This window comes from Mesorhizobium sp. WSM4845 (assembly GCF_055811455.1).
The window spans coordinates 1-15,195 of sequence record NZ_JBVVQA010000017.1 but is presented as its reverse complement, the minus strand read 5'-3'; the positions used below and the strand labels follow the sequence as shown (position 1 = coordinate 15,195).

Below are 15,195 nucleotides of genomic sequence, written 5' to 3'. Positions count from 1 at the left end.
GGCTTTACTACGCCTTGCGTTCCCAGCGCCGGTCTGAGGTCTGCTGCCAGTAGGTGACTGCGTGGCCGGCTTCCTTCATCGTCTTCCAGTGCGTGCGCGCCGCCTCGAGCTGGGCCGCATCGTGGCCGTCGAACAGGAACACGGCGCGCTCATAACCGGCAAGCTTCGGCGGCACCGCGCCGTCAACCAGGAAGCGTATCTGGGCCTCGTTCGGATTGTCATGGCTGGTTGTCAAAAGGATCGGCTGCTCGGCCAGATAGGATTCGCGGTCCGTCGCATGCGCCAGGAAGGAATCGTCCCTGAAGGTCCAAAGATGCTGGTCCAGCGCGTCGCGCCGTTCTTCGGAGCCGGTCTGTACCACGGCGCGCCAACCGCGATCGACACTGCGCTCAAGCAGGCCGGGCAACGCATCCTCCAGAGTCGATTCGGTCAGGTGGTAGAACAGGACGTCGGCCATGATCGCGCCTTGAAGGGCCTCACTCCTCGTAGTTGTCGCGAACCAGCCGGTCGAGCAGCCTGACGCCGAAGCCGGAGGCCCATGACTGGTTGATCTCGCTGGACGGCGCGCCCATCGCGGTGCCGGCGATGTCGAGATGCGCCCAGGGTGTATCCCTGACGAATCGCTGCAGGAACTGCGCCGCGATGATGGCACCGCCATAGCGGCCGCCGATGTTCTTCATGTCGGCATTTTTCGAATCGATCAGCTTGTCGTATTCGGTGCCGAGCGGCATCCGCCACACTCGTTCGTGCGTCGCCTGCCCGGCGCTCGTCAGCCTGTTCGCCAATTCGTCATTGTTGGAGAACAGCCCGGCATAGTGCTGGCCGAGCGCGACCATGGTGGCGCCGGTCAGCGTCGCCAGATTGACCATGAATTTCGGCTGGAAGCGATCGCTGCAGTACCACAGCGCATCGGCCAGAACGAGGCGGCCTTCGGCGTCGGTGTTGAGCACCTCGATGGTCTGGCCCGACATCGAAGTGACGATGTCACCGGGGCGCTGCGCATGGCCGTCGACGGCATTTTCCACCAGCCCGATGACACCGACGACATTGGCCTTGGCCTTGCGCGCGGCCAGCGCGTGCATCAGCCCGGTCACCGCGGCCGCGCCGCCCATGTCGCCCTTCATGTCCTCCATGCCGGAGGCCGTCTTTATCGAATTGCCGCCGGTGTCGAAAGTGACGCCTTTGCCGATGAAAGCAATCGGGCTGTCCTTGGCCTTGCCGCCGTTCCATCGCATGACAGCCAGGCGCGCGCCACGCGGCGAACCTTGGGCGACGCCGAGCAGCGCGCCCATGCCGAGCTTCTTCATGTCCTTCTCGACCAGGATCTCGACCGCGACGCCGAGCGCCTCCAGTTCGTTGACGCGGGCGGCGAATTCCACCGGCCCCAGTATATTGGCCGGTTCGTTGACCAGATCGCGCGCCAGGAGCACCCCGTCGATCACCGCCACCTCGTCGGCGAAGGCCTTTTTCGCCGCCGCCGGATCGGCGGTATGGATGGTCACCTTAACCGGCTTTTTGGGCTCGGCCTTGTTGCCGTCGCGCTGGCCGTCGCCATTGTCCTTTTTCGTCTTGTACTTGTCGAAAGCATAGCTGCGCAGAAGAATGCCCGCGGCAAGCTGTGCCGCTTGCCTGCCGCCGACGTCAGCACCCTGCAGATCGAGCATGACCGCCACCTCCGTCGCCTTGCGCAAGGATGCAGCGATCGTGCCGCCAAGCTTGAGCCAGGCATAGTCGTCGAGCCCCGAGACCTTGCCGGCGCCGACCGCAACCAGCCGGTCGAGCGATGTGCCCTCCGGCGCCAGCACTTCGACCAGGCCGGCGAACTTGCCGGAAAAGTCGGCCACCGGAAACGCCCGCTCCAGGGTCTTTGCCGGATCGCAAGCCTTTGCCGCGTCGCCAAGACCGCCATCGTTGGCCGCCAGCACGAAGACGCTGCCTTTTTTGGGCACTGCGAACCTGGCAAAGGCTATCGAAGGTCTCGAAGTCATCATGTCCTGCTTTCGGGAAGGGCGTTGGGGTTTTTTTCGGGGGAGTGCCTTGACGAAACTAGATATTTGGCTGTTTCCGACCGGAAGCACCACCCCCATTTTCAATCATCGCCCCTGCCTGGCGATCTGCTGCGTGATTGTGTTGGCGCCGATCACGATCGCACCGTGAAAAATCGCTTCCTGGCCGGTTTGGCTGCGCAATTCTGTTACTTCTGCTTTCATGCCTGTACCTGTCGCAGCCGCAGCGGCCATGTCAGTGACCGGCGCGACATTTGGTCGTTTTCCGGCATTTGGCAAGACTTTGCCGGAATCCGATCCCATATGGCAGATGGAATCGATGGCGATTCGTCGCGGCACGGCCCCGCTTTACTGCCGCAACGTGTTGTTAACCATTGATGTTCGCCCTTTCTTATCCAATGCCGCCGACACTCCGGCCACCGGAAACAACGATGTGGGACGGGAACCAGATCGAACCGCCAACGGACCGGTTGTGCAGGCGTCGCCGGGCGACTACCTTGTCTGGAGGCATGATGCCGTTCGGCAAAATCGAGAAAAGCCTTCATGAAGGTCGTTGAACGCTACATCATGCGTCGTGCGTTGGCGGTCTTCCTCGCAGCGCTCATCTGGACGCTGGCGATCGTGTGGACGACGCAGGTGCTCGCCCGCATCGATCTCGTGACCGACAGTGGGCAGTCGGCGCTGACCTTCTTCGAGGTCGCTGCGCTGATCATTCCGTCGATCGTCCCGATCGTCGTGCCCTTCGCCGTGGTGGTCGCGGTCGCGCAGACACTGAGCTCGATGAATTCCGATTCTGAGCTTGCCGTCTTGAACGCCGCAGGCGCTTCGCGCTGGACCATCGTCAGGCCGATCATGCTCCTGGCACTGGCGGCCAGTGTTTTTTCGTTCGCCGTCGACAACGGCGTCGACCCCTATGCACGACAGAAAAACCGCGAGCTGGTGGCGTCGTCGCGCGCCGATCTTCTGTCGCTCATCATCCAGGAGGGCACCTTCCGCAAGATCGACGACGGCCTGTTCCTGCAGATCGGCGAGCGGCTTCCGGACAACCGCCTTGGCGGCATTTTTGTCGCCGATTCACGCGAAGAAGGCGTCAACCTCATCTACTACGCCAAGAGCGGCGCCATCATCGAAAGCGGCGACGAGCGGGTGCTGATGATGAACGACGGCGTCATCCATCGCAAAACGCTGGCCGGCGATCTTTCGGTCATCCGGTTCACCTCCTATGCCTTCGACCTGTCGGCCTTCATGTCGGCCTCATCGGAGGTATTGCTCTTGCCGAAGGACCGGACGACACAGTACCTGCTCAATCCCAGTCCGAACGACAAGATGTTCCAGAAAAGGCCGAACAAGTACCTGGCCGAGGTCCACCAGCGTTTCTCCGAATGGTCCTATTCACTCGTTTTCGCGCTGATCGCGCTTGCGGTCGCGGGAGACGCGCGCTCCCATCGCGAGGCGCGCATTCATCCGCTGATCACGTCTATCGCGATTGCTCTTTTCGTGCGCTGGCTCGGTTTCTTTGCCGCTGGGAAGGCCGACAACATTCCGCAATACGCCTATATGGTCTACGGCGTTCCTATTGTGGCGTCCGCAGTCGCGACATGGTTCATCGTCTCCAACCGGACCATGGAGCTGCCGGTCGCCTGGGCCGACTGGATGACGAATTTCGCCGGCCGCTTCGGTGACGGCTGGAGCGCCCTGAAGCTCCGCTTCGCCAGGCGCGGCGCTTCTGGCCAAGAGGCCGGCTGATGGGCTGGACACGCTAATGGGCTGGACTCTGGGCAGATACTTCTTCTTCCGCTACGTGACGATCACCATCTGGTTCTTCATCGGCCTCCTGGCGCTTGTGTTCCTGATCGACTTCACCGAGCTTTCCGGCCGCACGACCGGCTTGCCGGGTTTTACCTACGGCACGGCGTTTGCCATCTCAGGGTTGCGAATGCCGATGATCATGCTGCAGACGGTGCCGTTCGTCGGCCTGTTCTCGGCGATGGCGACGCTGGTCTCGCTTAATCGCAGGTATGAACTGGTCATCGCGCGTTCCGCCGGCGTATCCGCATGGCAATTCCTGCTGCCGTGCTGCATCGGGGCGCTGCTGTTCGGGGTGTTGTCGGTCGGCGTCATCAATCCGATCGCCGCGTATGCGTTTTCCTGGTCCGAAAAAATCGAAACCCAGCTCCGCTCCGGCAAGTCGAACACCGTGTCAGCTGACGCCGAGCCCTGGATCCGGCAGAAAACCAGTTCCGGCGATACCATCATCGGCGCGCGCGCCATCCTCAATCAGGGCCTGGAGATGGCCGACGCCGCCTTCTTCGTCCTCAACCCGCAAGGCGACATCGTCGAACGCAAGGACGCAGCGCACGCCTATTTGCGGGATGGCTACTGGGAACTGCAGGACGTCAAGGTCTTCCGGGACGGCAACATCCAATCGGTGGCAACCGACCGAATACCGACCGATCTCAAGCCCGAGTTCGTGCAAGAGCGGCTGGCGCGCCCGGAAACCATCCCTTTCTACGATCTGCCCGGCAAGATCGAGGTTGCCCGCTCCTTCGGCCTCAAAGCAAATGCCTTTGCCATGCAGTTTGATTCATTGGTAGCGTTGCCGTTCCTTCTCGTCGCCATGACTTTGATCGCCGCAACGGTGTCGATGCGATTTGCGAGGATGGGACAATCCGCGACGATGATTCTGGGTGGCATCCTGGCCGGGTTTCTGCTTTATGTCGTGACAGTGCTGGTCAAGGCATTCGGCGTGGCGGGATTCGTGCCCACAGTCGTCGCTGCATGGGTTCCGGTTGTCGTGGCTATGTTCTTCGGGGTGACTTTCTTGCTGTACAAGGAAGACGGCTAGTGAGGGGGGCGGTTTTGCGCATCCATAGGCAGGCCGATTCGGCGCGCCTCTATGGGGCGAGCGCCTTGGCGTGCCTGCTCGCTTGCGTCGTTCCGAGTATCCCGGCTTTTGCCCAGGATATCAGCGGCATGGCAGCCGACGTTCCCACCGGTTCGCAAATGCTGCTGGCGGCAGATACGCTGGTCTATGACAATGACAACCAGACCGTAACGGCCGTCGGCGGCGTGCAGATCGATTATGGCGGCAACCGCCTCGTCGCCCAGCGGGTGGAATACAATCGCAACACCAAGCGGCTCGTCGCCAGCGGCAATGTCGAGGTCATCAACAGCGACGGCACCAAGATCTATTCGCAGCATGTCGACATCACCGACGATTTCGCCGACGGCTTCGTCAACGCGCTGCGTGTCGAAACCGTCGACAAGACCTATTTCGCCGCCGAAAGCGCGGAACGCATGGGCGGTGTGCTGACGACGTTCCACAACGGCGTCTACACGGCCTGCGAGCCGTGCGAGGACAAGCCGGACAAAGCGCCGACTTGGCGCATCAAGGCCAGAAAGATCATCTGGAACGGGGAAAAGAAGACGGTTCGCTTCGAGAATTCGAATTTCGAGTTCTTCGGCTTTCCGCTCGCCTATCTGCCGGCCTTCGAGATTGCCGACCCGACCGTCAAGCGCAAGAGCGGCTTCCTGATCCCCAGCATCGCTTACAAGAGCGACCTCGGCCTCGGCGTCAAAGTCCCCTATTATTTCGCGCTCTCACCAACCTACGACCTCACCGTCACCGGCAGCGGCTATACCAAGCAGGGCTTTCTCGGCGAAGCCGAGTGGCGCCAGCGCTTCAACAACGGCCAGTACAGTCTGAAGATCGCCGGCATCCGGCAAGAGGATCCCGACGAGTTCATCGACGACGATGGGCACAATGTCGATTCGGGTGCGGCCGGCGACCCGAACGAGTTCCGCGGCATGATGGGCACCAAGGGCCAGTTCGCTATCAATCCGCGCTGGGACTTCGGCTGGGATGTCCTGCTGCAGACCGACAAGAACTTCTCGCGCACCTACGCCATCGAAGACTTCGGCGACAGCGTGCATCGCTCCTCGATCTACCTGACCGGCCTCAACGGCCGCAACTATTTCGACGTGCGCGCCATGCGCTTTGTGGTCCAGGAAGAGGCACTCCCTGACGATCCGACCGCGCGCGCCGGCAAACAGCCCTGGGTGCTGCCCTCGCTCGACTACGCCTACATCCCCGACATGGCGGTGGGTGGCGGGCAGCTGTCGCTCAATGTCAACGCGCAGGCTATCAGCCGCGACAGGCTGGATAGGGCCCTTGCCGATCCGAACAACGCTGCGTCCGTCACCAGTGTACGCGGCATCGAGGGCCAGTCGGGCCGTCTCACTGCCGAAGCGGAATGGAAGCGCACCTTCACCACCGATGGCGGGCTGCTGCTGACGCCACTGCTGGCGCTGCGCGGCGACGCCGGCTATGTCAACGCCTCTTCGGGATCGCTCAATGCCATCAATCAGATGGCGTCCAACCTCGGCGTCGACGACGATACGCGATCGTCGCTCGCCCGCTTCATGGCAACCGCCGGACTGGAAATGCGCTGGCCGGTGCTGTTCTCGTCGACCAGTTCCAGTCACATCTTCGAGCCGATGGCGCAGGTGTTCGTGCGTCCGAACGAGCAATATGTCGGCGGCCTCGCTGTTCCCAACGAGGACGCGCAGAGCTTCGTCTTTGATGCCACGACATTGTTCGAGCGCGACAAGTTCTCCGGCTACGACCGCTTGGAAGGCGGCACGCGCGCCAATGTCGGGCTGCGCTACTCCGGCGCCTATGACAATGGCTGGAGCACCAACGCGCTATTCGGCCAATCCTACCAGCTTGACGGCCAGAACTCCTTCGACGCGCCGGACCTGGTCAACGTCGGCGAGGATTCGGGCCTGGAGACCGCGAGCTCCGATTATGTCGGCCTTGTCGGCTTCAACAGCCCCAGCGGGCTTTCCGGCTCGGTCAGCGGCCGCTTCGACGAGCAGAGCTTCGAGATTCGCCGCGCCGAGGTGAAGGCAGCCTATTCCGGCCTGCCGATTTCGTTCAGCGCCAAATACGCCTTCATACAGGCTCAGCCGCTCTATGGTTTTACGACCGATCGTCACGAGGTCACGCTCGGCGCCTCGGCGCAACTTGCCGAGAACTGGCGTGTCTTCGGTACCGGCACCTACGATCTCGAGCAAAGCGTCCTCGTCAAGGACGGGGTCGGCTTTGCCTATAGTGATGATTGCTTCACCTACTTGATGACGTTCTCGGAATCCCGCGACCTGAGCACCAAGGAAGTGTCGCAGAATATCGGTTTCAACCTGTCGTTTCGCACGCTCGGCGATTTCGGCTCGACGCAAAGCTCCTTCAACACTGTCCAGTAGCAGACCACTGGCCAATAACGGACGGGCGGAACGGGCGGCCGGCCAACGCATAGGCCGAAAAATCCAAAGTGTTTGAGCGTACTTCGTGCGTCAAAGTGGACGCACATCGCAGCTAACGACATCGTTTCGCCGCATAGGGCAGGCACGGGTTCCAGTTCCCTCAAAATGCGATAAAATTGGGCCGCAACCGAGATAGGATTGGGATGCTTTCGATGAGGAAATACCTCTTTTCGGCAGGGTTCGCGCTGCTGGTGGCGGCGACCTCAGCCTCGATCACCATGATGACGCCGCCGGCTTTCGCCAGCCAGATCAAATACGTCGTCAACAACGTACCGATCACCACTGGCGACATCCAGCATCGGGCTGCCTTCCTGCGCCTGCAGCGCAAGAAGGGCAATGCCGCCGAGGAAATGATCGAGCAGACGCTGCGCGTCGCCGAAGCCAAGCGTCTCGGCATCCGCATCAGCGACGCCCAGGTCGAGGCCGCCTATCAGCGCTTTGCCACGACCAACAAGATGCAGCTCAAGCAACTCGATGGCGTCATGGCGCAGTCCGGCGTCGGCAAGGAGCATTTCAAGGAGTTCATCCGCTCCCAGATGGCCTGGAACCAGGCGCTGACCGCGCGCCATCGCTCAGAGAGCGGCGGCTCCCTGAGTGAGCAGGACGCAGTCAGGCGCATGCTCGACAAGGGCGGCAACAAGCCGACCGCCATGGAGTACATGCTGCAGCAGGTCATTTTCGTCGTGCCGGCGGCCGAGCGCAGCGCGACGCTGTCCAAGCGCAAGCGCGAGGCCGACGCCATGCGCGCCCGCTTCAACGGCTGCAACACCTCGCGCGAATTCGCCAAGGGCCTGATCGACGTCACTGTTCGCGATCTCGGCCGGATACTGGCGCCGCAATTGCCGCCGGACTGGGCCGACCAGATCAAGGCCACCAAGGTCGGCGGCGCCACCCCCACGCGCGAAACAGACCGCGGCGTCGAGTTCATCGGCATCTGCTCGTCGCGCGAAGTGTCCGACGACAAGGCCGCCCAGATGGTGTTCCAGAGCGAAGGCTCGAGTGGCAAGGACGCCGACGAGCTCTCCACGAAATATGTCGAGGAGTTGCGGAAGAAAGCCCGCATCGTCGAGCGCTGAAGTCGCCAGAGGCAGCGCTGGCGCTGAGCGCCGGCGATCCATCCGGCGTCGGGCCGGAAATCGCCATTGCCGCCTGGCAGGCGCGTGACAGCGCTGGTGTGCCGCCCTTCTACCTTATAGCCGATCCGGCGCTGATTGCCGCACGGGCGCGCCTGCTCGGCGCCGATGTGCCAATCACGGAGACAGTGCCAGCCGAAGCGGAGCGCGTCTTTGGGCGCGCCCTGCCCGTCATGCCGCTTGCCGCCCGCTTCGTCGACGACCCCGGCCGGCCGGACCCGGCCAACGCCGCCGGCATCATCGAGGCCATCGACCGCGCTGTTGACGATTGCCTTGGCGGTCGCGCGGCGGCGGTCGTTACGTGCCCGATCGCCAAGAAGCCGCTCTACGATGCCGGCTTCCGTTTTCCCGGTCACACTGAGTATCTGGCGCATCTGGCGACGCTCCACACCGGCGCACAAGCAATGCCGGTGATGATGCTTGCCGGTCCCGAGTTGCGCACGGTTCCGGTCACCATCCACATTGCGCTGCGCGAGGTGCCGGAAGCGCTGACGACGGAATTGATCGTCGCGACCGCCCGCATCACCGCCGCCGACCTCGAATACCGCTTCGGCATTGCCAAGCCGCGGCTTGCCGTTGCCGGCCTCAATCCGCATGCCGGCGAAGGCGGCGCGATGGGCGCCGAGGACGAGCGCATCATCCGCCCGGCGATCGAAAGGCTGAGGGCGGAGGGCATCGACGCTTTCGGGCCGCTGCCGGCCGACACGCTGTTCCACGCCCGCGCCCGAGCTGGCTACGATGTGGCGCTGTGCATGTATCACGATCAGGCGCTGATCCCGGCCAAGGCACTGGCGTTCGACGAGGCGGTCAACGTTACGCTCGGCCTACCCTTCATCCGCACTTCACCGGATCACGGCACCGCTTTCGATATCGCCGGCAAGGGCATAGCCCGGACCGACAGCCTGATCGCGGCGCTCAGGCTCGCCCGCAGGCTTGCCAACATCGGGGCGAAGGCTGCCGCCGCATGAGGCTTTGCATGAGAGCGGTCGCATGAGCATCGACGGGCTGCCGCCGTTACGCGCGGTGATCGAACGCCATGGGTTGCAGGCGAAAAAGGCGCTCGGCCAGAATTTCCTGCTCGACCTCAACCTTACCGGCAAGGTCGCGCGTGCCGCCGGCGACCTGACCGACGCCACGGTAATCGAGGTCGGTCCGGGTCCAGGTGGCCTGACCCGGGCGCTGCTTTCCCACGGCGCGGCTCGGGTCATCGCCATCGAGCGCGACGAGCGCTGCCTGGCAGCGCTGGCGGAGGTGTCAGATCACTATCCGGGCCGTTTGGAAATCATAGCCGGCGACGCGTTGAAGACGGATTTTGCGGCGCTTGCCGAAGGCGCACATGGAGGCAATGGATCTGTGAGGATCGTCGCCAACCTGCCCTACAATATCGGCACCGAACTTTTGATACGCTGGCTGACCGTCGCCGAGTGGCCGCCCTTTTACGCATCGATGACGCTTATGTTCCAGCGCGAGGTGGCCGAGCGCATCGTCGCCCGCCCCGGCAGCGATGCCTATGGCCGGCTGGGCGTGCTGGCAGGCTGGCGGACGGAGGCAAAAATCGCTTTCGACGTGCCGCCGCAAGCCTTCACGCCGCCGCCCAAGGTGGTGTCGTCGGTGGTGCATCTGGTGCCGCGGGCAAATCCGCTGGCCGCCGAGGTCAAGAAGCTCGGCCGCGTTACCGAAGCGGCCTTCGGCCAGCGCCGCAAAATGCTGCGGCAGAGCGTCAAGAGCCTCGGCGGCGAAGCCCTGCTCACCCGCGCCGGCATCAATCCGACGCGGCGGGCGGAAACCTTGAGCGTCGAGGAATTCGTGCGACTGACCAACGCGGTGTGATTGCGCCGGCCCCTAGTCCGTCTTCTCGTCGAGCAGCCCCGAGACGAAATCGAACAGCCCGGGCCGGCGGTCGCGTCTGAGCCGCTCGGCGATGACTATGCCGCGTACCTCGGCGAAGGCACGGTCGAGATCGTCGTTGATGATGACGAAATCATATTCCTTCCAGTGCTCGATCTCGTTGCGAGCGTTCTTCAGACGCGTCTCGATCACCGATTCCTGGTCCTCGGCGCGGCGCTTCAGCCGCGCCTTCAACTCTTTCATCGAGGGCGGCAGGATGAAGATCGAGACGATGTCGGCGCGCATCTTCTCCTTGAGCTGCTGGGCGCCCTGCCAGTCGATGTCGAACAACATGTCGCGGCCCTGTGCCAGCGCCAGTTCGGCCGGCTCACGCGGCGTGGCATAGCAATTGCCATGCACTTCGGCCCATTCAAGCAGTTCGTCCGAATCGCGCAGCCGCTCGAACTCACGCATGGTGCGAAAATGATAGTGGACGCCTTCGATCTCGCTGCCGCGGCGCGGCCGCGTGGTGACGGAGACCGACAGTTCGAGACTGGAATCGCTTTCCAGAAGATTGCGCGCGATCGTCGACTTGCCGGCGCCGGACGGCGACGACAGCACGAGCATCAAACCCCGGCGGCGAATGCGGGAACCCAAATCCCTGGCAACCATAGGCTCCTTGGCGACCATCAGGGTTACTCCAGATTCTGGACCTGTTCGCGAAACTGGTCGACGACCGCCTTCAGCTCCAGCCCTATGGCGGTGATCGCAGCGGCGTTCGACTTCGAACACAGCGTATTCGATTCGCGGTTGAATTCCTGCGCCAGAAAATCGAGCTTGCGGCCGATGGCGCCGCCGCCTGCCAGCAGCACCCGGCCGGATGCCACATGCGTCTTCAGCCGGTCAATCTCCTCACGAATGTCGGCCTTGGTGGCCAGGAACGCCGCCTCCATATGCAACCGGCTGGCATCGAGATTGGCCGAGGCATCCATCAGCAGCCGCACCTGCTCGGTAATCCGTTCGCGGATCACCGCCGGCTCACGCGACGGATCGGCCTCGGCGCGCAGCGTCAGCGCCTCGATAGCGTCGATATGACCGGACAGCAGCGAGCGCAGGGCGGCGCCCTCGCCCTGGCGCGCCTGCTCCAGCCCGCCCAGCGCCACTTCGAGCGCCGAGAGTATCGCGCTGTCGAGCGCCGCCCGCGCCTCTTCGGTTTCGGCGGTTTCGGGAATGTCGAGCACGCCGCGCAGCGAAAGCAGCCCGTCGGCTGTCGCAGGCGCTGCGCCGAACATCTCCTGCAGCCGCTTGGCCAGCCCCGCCAGATCTCTCAGGAAGGCCTCGTTGACCACGGGCTGCGCCTGCTGGCCGGCTGCGCGGCCGACGGTCAGCGTTGCCTGGAAATTGCCGCGCGCAAAGCGCTTCTGCACCGTCTGCCTGACGGCCGGCTCAAGCCGCTCGAGGCCTTGCGGCAGCCGCAGCCTGACCTCGACGCTCTTGCCGTTGACCGACTTCACCTCCCAGGCGATCGACGTGCCGTCATGTTCGGCGACGGCCCGTGCAAAACCGGTCATGCTCTGCAAATTCATGATGCCCTTGCTTCCCCTGGCGCATGATCCCGGAAGCGGTTCCGGGCCAGATCGTGCGCGGCTTCAAAATCCGGAGCGCCTGTTCGCGTCGAATCGGACGCAGGGCGCTCCTGATGACAAAATCAGCACGTCCCGGCCGTCAGACGAATCGGAGGGACGACTTCACAACCATCCGGCGCTACTGCGCCGCCGCTCCGGCGTCGCCATCGCCGTCGTCAACCGGCGCGTCGGTCTGACCTTCCACCTTGGCGGCGTCGGCCTTGGCAGCACCGGCCTTGGCGGCTTCATCGGCCAGTTCCTTCTGCAGCGCCCGGTAGCGGGCGACGTTCTCGTTGTGCTCGGTCAGCGTCGCGGCAAAGACGTGACCGCCGGTGCCGTCGGCAACGAAATACAGGTCGTCGGTCTTCGACGGATTGGCGACGGCTTCCAGTGCCGCACGGCCAGGATTGGCGATCGGCGTCGGCGGCAAGCCGTTGATCAGATAAGTGTTGTAGGGCGTCGGCTTCTTGATGTCAGACTGATAGATCGGGCGGTCGGCGGGTTTGCCCTTGCCGCCGAACAGGCCGTAGATAATGGTCGGATCGGACTGCAGCCGCATGCCCTTGGCCAACCGGTTGAGGAAGACGGCCGCGACCCGCGAGCGTTCGTCGCCCTTGCCCGTCTCTTTCTCGACGATCGAAGCCAGGGTGACGAAGTCTTCGACACTGGCCAGAGGCAGATCGGGGGCGCGCCGCTGCCAGACTTCCTCGACAAGGTTCTTCTGGTCCGCCAAAAGCTTTTCGACCATCTGCTGGCGTGTCGCGCCGCGGGTGAAACGCAGCGTGTCGGTAGCAAGGCTGCCCTCGGGTGGAATGGTCCCCGGCATATCGCCGTCGAGCGCTGCCTGATCGGCGATGCGCTGCAGCGCCTGCTCGACCGTCAGCCCCTCGGGGACGGTCAGCGAATACATCACCGACTTGCCGCTCTTCAGCAACTCCATGATGTCGCGCATCGAGGCCTGCGGCTTGATCTCGTATTCGCCGGCCTTCAGGGCGGAATCATTGCCAAAAGCGCGCACGCCAAGGCGGAAGATGCGCGCGTCGCTGATCAGTCCGCGCCGCTCGAGCTGCTCTGCAATCTCCTGGACGCCGGTGTTCGGCTTGACCAGGAAGGTGTCGGCATTGGCCGAAGGGCCGGGCTCGTTGAATTCCTGCTTGCCGAAATACAAGGCAAAGCCAGCCGCCAGAACCATCAGCATCACCAGGGAGATGACGAAGTTCATGAACACCACGAACTGGCTGCGCGAGGCGCGCGAGCGCTTGGGCGGCGGCGTGCCGGCTTCAGGCCGCAATGCCTCGCTGGCCGTTTTCGGCACGATCGGGCCCGACGGTGCGGACCGTTGCCCGAATTGCCCGTTGTCCGCCGAATTTGTGCTCATGGCGCCCTACCGTTTGGTCTTGCAACGAATCCCCTTGGGCACAGTAGGGGCGAATATGGCAAAATTGACGACACGCATAGACCGTGCCGGTCGGCGGACCGGTCAGCCATTGTAGCGCTGGAAGACCAGCGAGGCGTTGGTGCCGCCGAAGCCGAAGGAATTGGACAGCGCCACATCGATTTGGCGGGCGCGCGGCTTGTGCGGCACCAGGTCGATCGCCGTTTCGCGCTCCGGGTTGTCGAGATTGATGGTGGCCGGCGCGATGTTGTCGCGAATGGCGAGGATCGAAAAAATCGCCTCGGCGGCGCCCGCCGCACCCAGAAGGTGGCCTATCGACGACTTGGTCGACGACATCGATATTTTCGAAGCGGCGTTGCCGACCAGCCGCTCGACGGCGCCCAGTTCGATCGTGTCAGCCATGGTCGAGGTGCCGTGCGCATTGATGTAGTCGACGTCTGCGGGCGTCAGCTTGGCCCGGTTCAGCGCCGCCACCATGCAACGAAAGGCGCCGTCACCATCTTCGGCCGGCGCGGTGATGTGATAGGCATCGCCGGTCAAGCCGTAACCGGTGACCTCGGCATAGATCTTGGCGCCACGCGCCCTGGCGTGTTCCAGTTCCTCCAGAATGACGACGCCGGCGCCCTCGCCCATCACGAAGCCGTCGCGGTCGCGGTCATAGGGACGCGAGGCCGTTTCCGGAGCGTCGTTGCGGTCGGTCGACAGTGCCCGGCAAGCGGCGAAGCCGGCGATCGACAGCCGCGTCACCGGCGCTTCCGTGCCGCCTGCGACCATCACGTCGGCATCGCCCCACATGATCAGCCGGGCGGCATCGCCGATGGCATGCGCACCGGTGGAGCAAGCGGTGACGACGGCGTGGTTGGGGCCTTTCAGCCCATGCCGGATCGAAACTTGGCCGGATACAAGATTGATGATCTGGCCGGGGATGAAGAACGGGCTGATGCGGCGCGGACCGCGCTCCTTCAGGATCATCGCATTCTCGGCGATGCCTTCGATGCCGCCGATGCCGGAGCCGATCAGCACGCCGGTGGCGCACTGCTCTTGATGCGTCTTCGGCGCCCACCCCGAATCCTTCAGCGCCTCGTCGGCGGCCGCGATCCCGTAGAGGATGAAGTCGCCGATCTTGCGCAGTTCCTTCGGCTCGAGAACGGTCTCGGGATTGAAGGTGGCATTCTCACCATTGCCGCGCGGGATGACGTGGGCGACCTTGCAGGCAAGATCCTCCACCTCGAACTCGGTGATGCGCTTGGCTGCGCTGCGGCCGGTCAGTAGTTCCTTCCAGCCATGCTCAAAGCCTACGCCGAACGGCGAAAGCAGCCCAAGGCCCGTGACGACGACACGCCTCATCGCAGGTCCTCCTCGGTGATGACTGCAAATAGCGTCAGGCCGAAGCCTTGTCGATGTACTTCACCGCATCGCCGACAGTCAGGATGGTTTCGGCCGCATCGTCCGGGATCTCGACGCCGAATTCTTCTTCGAACGCCATGACGAGTTCGACCGTGTCGAGACTGTCCGCGCCCAGATCATCGATGAAGCTCGCCTGCTCCGTCACCTTGTCGGCATCGACGCCAAGGTGCTCGATAACGATCTTCTTGACGCGCTCTGCGGTGTCACTCATTTGGGCATCCTCGTCTTTTGTTTGTCTGTCTTCGTTAGCGGGCAGAATGCCGCTAATCAAGCTGAAAGATGGTCCTGTCGGAAACGCAACGGCACCGGACCGGTTTTTGCCCGAACCGCCGGGTTGCGGGCCGCATTACACGAAAATCGGCCGGGCTCCAAGGTGAAAAGGGGTGTTTTCCCGCAACTGTCAAATCATCGCCATGCCGCCATTGACGTGAATGGTCTGGCCGGTGACATAGGCGGCTTCGTTGGAAGCGAGGTAGGCG

Annotated in this window: 15 protein-coding genes and 1 pseudogene; 7 read left to right on the top strand and 9 right to left on the bottom strand. The window is 63.3% G+C overall.

The genetic code is table 11. The features are described from left to right. Positions 1 to 7 precede the first annotated feature (7 nt). The 3 genes from AC0L2C_RS19525 to AC0L2C_RS19515 all read right to left on the bottom strand — a co-directional run bounded on the left by AC0L2C_RS19525 (position 8) and on the right by AC0L2C_RS19515 (position 2,240). On the bottom strand, positions 8 to 457 hold the full coding sequence (locus tag AC0L2C_RS19525; RefSeq protein ID WP_091590560.1) for a DNA polymerase III subunit chi: 450 nt from the start codon (positions 455 to 457) through the stop codon (positions 8 to 10). A 19-nt stretch (positions 458 to 476) separates the two neighbouring features. After that, positions 477 to 1,988 (bottom strand): leucyl aminopeptidase, encoded by a 1,512-nt coding sequence (locus AC0L2C_RS19520; protein ID WP_473524182.1) that lies wholly within the window; start codon positions 1,986 to 1,988, stop codon positions 477 to 479. Positions 1,989 to 2,093: 105 nt separating this feature from the next. After that, on the bottom strand, positions 2,094 to 2,240 hold the full coding sequence (locus tag AC0L2C_RS19515; RefSeq protein WP_473524181.1) for a hypothetical protein: 147 nt from the start codon (positions 2,238 to 2,240) through the stop codon (positions 2,094 to 2,096). Here AC0L2C_RS19515 and AC0L2C_RS19510 point away from each other — a divergent pair. From AC0L2C_RS19510 to rsmA, 7 genes are all read left to right on the top strand, one after another. Next, positions 2,239 to 2,553, top strand: coding sequence for a hypothetical protein (locus AC0L2C_RS19510; RefSeq protein WP_473524180.1), 315 nt, complete (start codon positions 2,239 to 2,241; stop codon positions 2,551 to 2,553). The genes AC0L2C_RS19515 and AC0L2C_RS19510 overlap by 2 nt on opposite strands. After that, entirely contained in the window at positions 2,550 to 3,752 is a 1,203-nt protein-coding gene (lptF, locus tag AC0L2C_RS19505) for an LPS export ABC transporter permease LptF (protein ID WP_473524179.1), read from the top strand. The genes AC0L2C_RS19510 and lptF overlap by 4 nt, the downstream gene beginning before the upstream one ends. Positions 3,753 to 3,768: 16 nt before the next feature. Next, entirely contained in the window at positions 3,769 to 4,851 is a 1,083-nt protein-coding gene (gene lptG / locus AC0L2C_RS19500; protein ID WP_027152663.1) for an LPS export ABC transporter permease LptG, read from the top strand. 128 nt (positions 4,852 to 4,979) lie between these two features. Next, on the top strand, positions 4,980 to 7,268 hold the full coding sequence (locus AC0L2C_RS19495) for an LPS-assembly protein LptD (RefSeq protein WP_473524178.1): 2,289 nt from the start codon (positions 4,980 to 4,982) through the stop codon (positions 7,266 to 7,268). A gap of 203 nt (positions 7,269 to 7,471) precedes the next feature. Further along, on the top strand, positions 7,472 to 8,404 hold the full coding sequence (locus AC0L2C_RS19490) for a peptidylprolyl isomerase (RefSeq protein ID WP_027152665.1): 933 nt from the start codon (positions 7,472 to 7,474) through the stop codon (positions 8,402 to 8,404). Continuing rightward, the gene (gene pdxA / locus AC0L2C_RS19485; RefSeq protein ID WP_473524241.1) at positions 8,401 to 9,429 is read left to right on the top strand and encodes a 4-hydroxythreonine-4-phosphate dehydrogenase PdxA; all 1,029 of its coding nucleotides are present in this window, start codon (positions 8,401 to 8,403) and stop codon (positions 9,427 to 9,429) included. The genes AC0L2C_RS19490 and pdxA overlap by 4 nt, the downstream gene beginning before the upstream one ends. 22 nt (positions 9,430 to 9,451) lie before the next feature. Further along, positions 9,452 to 10,291: a 16S rRNA (adenine(1518)-N(6)/adenine(1519)-N(6))-dimethyltransferase RsmA gene (gene rsmA / locus AC0L2C_RS19480; RefSeq protein ID WP_473524177.1), complete on the top strand. Its 840-nt coding sequence runs from the start codon at positions 9,452 to 9,454 to the stop codon at positions 10,289 to 10,291. Between the two features lie 12 nt (positions 10,292 to 10,303). Here rsmA and gmk read toward each other — a convergent pair whose 3' ends face one another. The 6 genes and pseudogenes from gmk to AC0L2C_RS19450 form a co-directional block, all read right to left on the bottom strand. Beyond that, positions 10,304 to 10,978 (bottom strand): guanylate kinase, encoded by a 675-nt coding sequence (gene gmk / locus AC0L2C_RS19475; RefSeq protein WP_027152668.1) that lies wholly within the window; start codon positions 10,976 to 10,978, stop codon positions 10,304 to 10,306. A 5-nt stretch (positions 10,979 to 10,983) separates the two neighbouring features. Continuing rightward, a complete protein-coding gene (locus AC0L2C_RS19470; RefSeq protein WP_287053642.1) occupies positions 10,984 to 11,874 on the bottom strand; it encodes a YicC/YloC family endoribonuclease in 891 nt (296 codons plus the stop codon). Between the two features lie 178 nt (positions 11,875 to 12,052). Further along, positions 12,053 to 13,291 (bottom strand): endolytic transglycosylase MltG, encoded by a 1,239-nt coding sequence (mltG, locus tag AC0L2C_RS19465; protein ID WP_473524176.1) that lies wholly within the window; start codon positions 13,289 to 13,291, stop codon positions 12,053 to 12,055. A 102-nt stretch (positions 13,292 to 13,393) separates the two neighbouring features. Then, positions 13,394 to 14,656 (bottom strand): beta-ketoacyl-ACP synthase II, encoded by a 1,263-nt coding sequence (fabF, locus tag AC0L2C_RS19460; RefSeq protein ID WP_287214306.1) that lies wholly within the window; start codon positions 14,654 to 14,656, stop codon positions 13,394 to 13,396. A gap of 34 nt (positions 14,657 to 14,690) precedes the next feature. After that, positions 14,691 to 14,927, bottom strand: coding sequence for an acyl carrier protein (locus tag AC0L2C_RS19455; protein ID WP_006203723.1), 237 nt, complete (start codon positions 14,925 to 14,927; stop codon positions 14,691 to 14,693). 189 nt (positions 14,928 to 15,116) lie between these two features. Further along, positions 15,117 to 15,195 (bottom strand): annotated as a pseudogene (locus AC0L2C_RS19450) (beta-ketoacyl-ACP reductase); the annotation flags it as partial.

Bases quoted from the DNA above. Each gene is read 5' to 3' on its own strand.
- AC0L2C_RS19510 (WP_473524180.1), top strand. From the start codon at position 2,239: ATGTCAGTGACCGGCGCGACATTTGGTCGTTTTCCGGCATTTGGCAAG.
- AC0L2C_RS19495 (WP_473524178.1), top strand. From the start codon at position 4,980: ATGGCAGCCGACGTTCCCACCGGTTCGCAAATGCTGCTGGCGGCAGAT.
- rsmA (WP_473524177.1), top strand. From the start codon at position 9,452: ATGAGCATCGACGGGCTGCCGCCGTTACGCGCGGTGATCGAACGCCAT.
- AC0L2C_RS19520 (WP_473524182.1), bottom strand. From the start codon at position 1,988: ATGACTTCGAGACCTTCGATAGCCTTTGCCAGGTTCGCAGTGCCCAAA.
- AC0L2C_RS19490 (WP_027152665.1), top strand. From the start codon at position 7,472: ATGCTTTCGATGAGGAAATACCTCTTTTCGGCAGGGTTCGCGCTGCTG.
- AC0L2C_RS19455 (WP_006203723.1), bottom strand. From the start codon at position 14,927: ATGAGTGACACCGCAGAGCGCGTCAAGAAGATCGTTATCGAGCACCTT.
- AC0L2C_RS19525 (WP_091590560.1), bottom strand. From the start codon at position 457: ATGGCCGACGTCCTGTTCTACCACCTGACCGAATCGACTCTGGAGGAT.
- mltG (WP_473524176.1), bottom strand. From the start codon at position 13,291: ATGAGCACAAATTCGGCGGACAACGGGCAATTCGGGCAACGGTCCGCA.
- gmk (WP_027152668.1), bottom strand. From the start codon at position 10,978: ATGGTCGCCAAGGAGCCTATGGTTGCCAGGGATTTGGGTTCCCGCATT.
- AC0L2C_RS19515 (WP_473524181.1), bottom strand. From the start codon at position 2,240: ATGGCCGCTGCGGCTGCGACAGGTACAGGCATGAAAGCAGAAGTAACA.
- fabF (WP_287214306.1), bottom strand. From the start codon at position 14,656: ATGAGGCGTGTCGTCGTCACGGGCCTTGGGCTGCTTTCGCCGTTCGGC.
- lptF (WP_473524179.1), top strand. From the start codon at position 2,550: ATGAAGGTCGTTGAACGCTACATCATGCGTCGTGCGTTGGCGGTCTTC.
- lptG (WP_027152663.1), top strand. From the start codon at position 3,769: ATGGGCTGGACTCTGGGCAGATACTTCTTCTTCCGCTACGTGACGATC.
- AC0L2C_RS19470 (WP_287053642.1), bottom strand. From the start codon at position 11,874: ATGAATTTGCAGAGCATGACCGGTTTTGCACGGGCCGTCGCCGAACAT.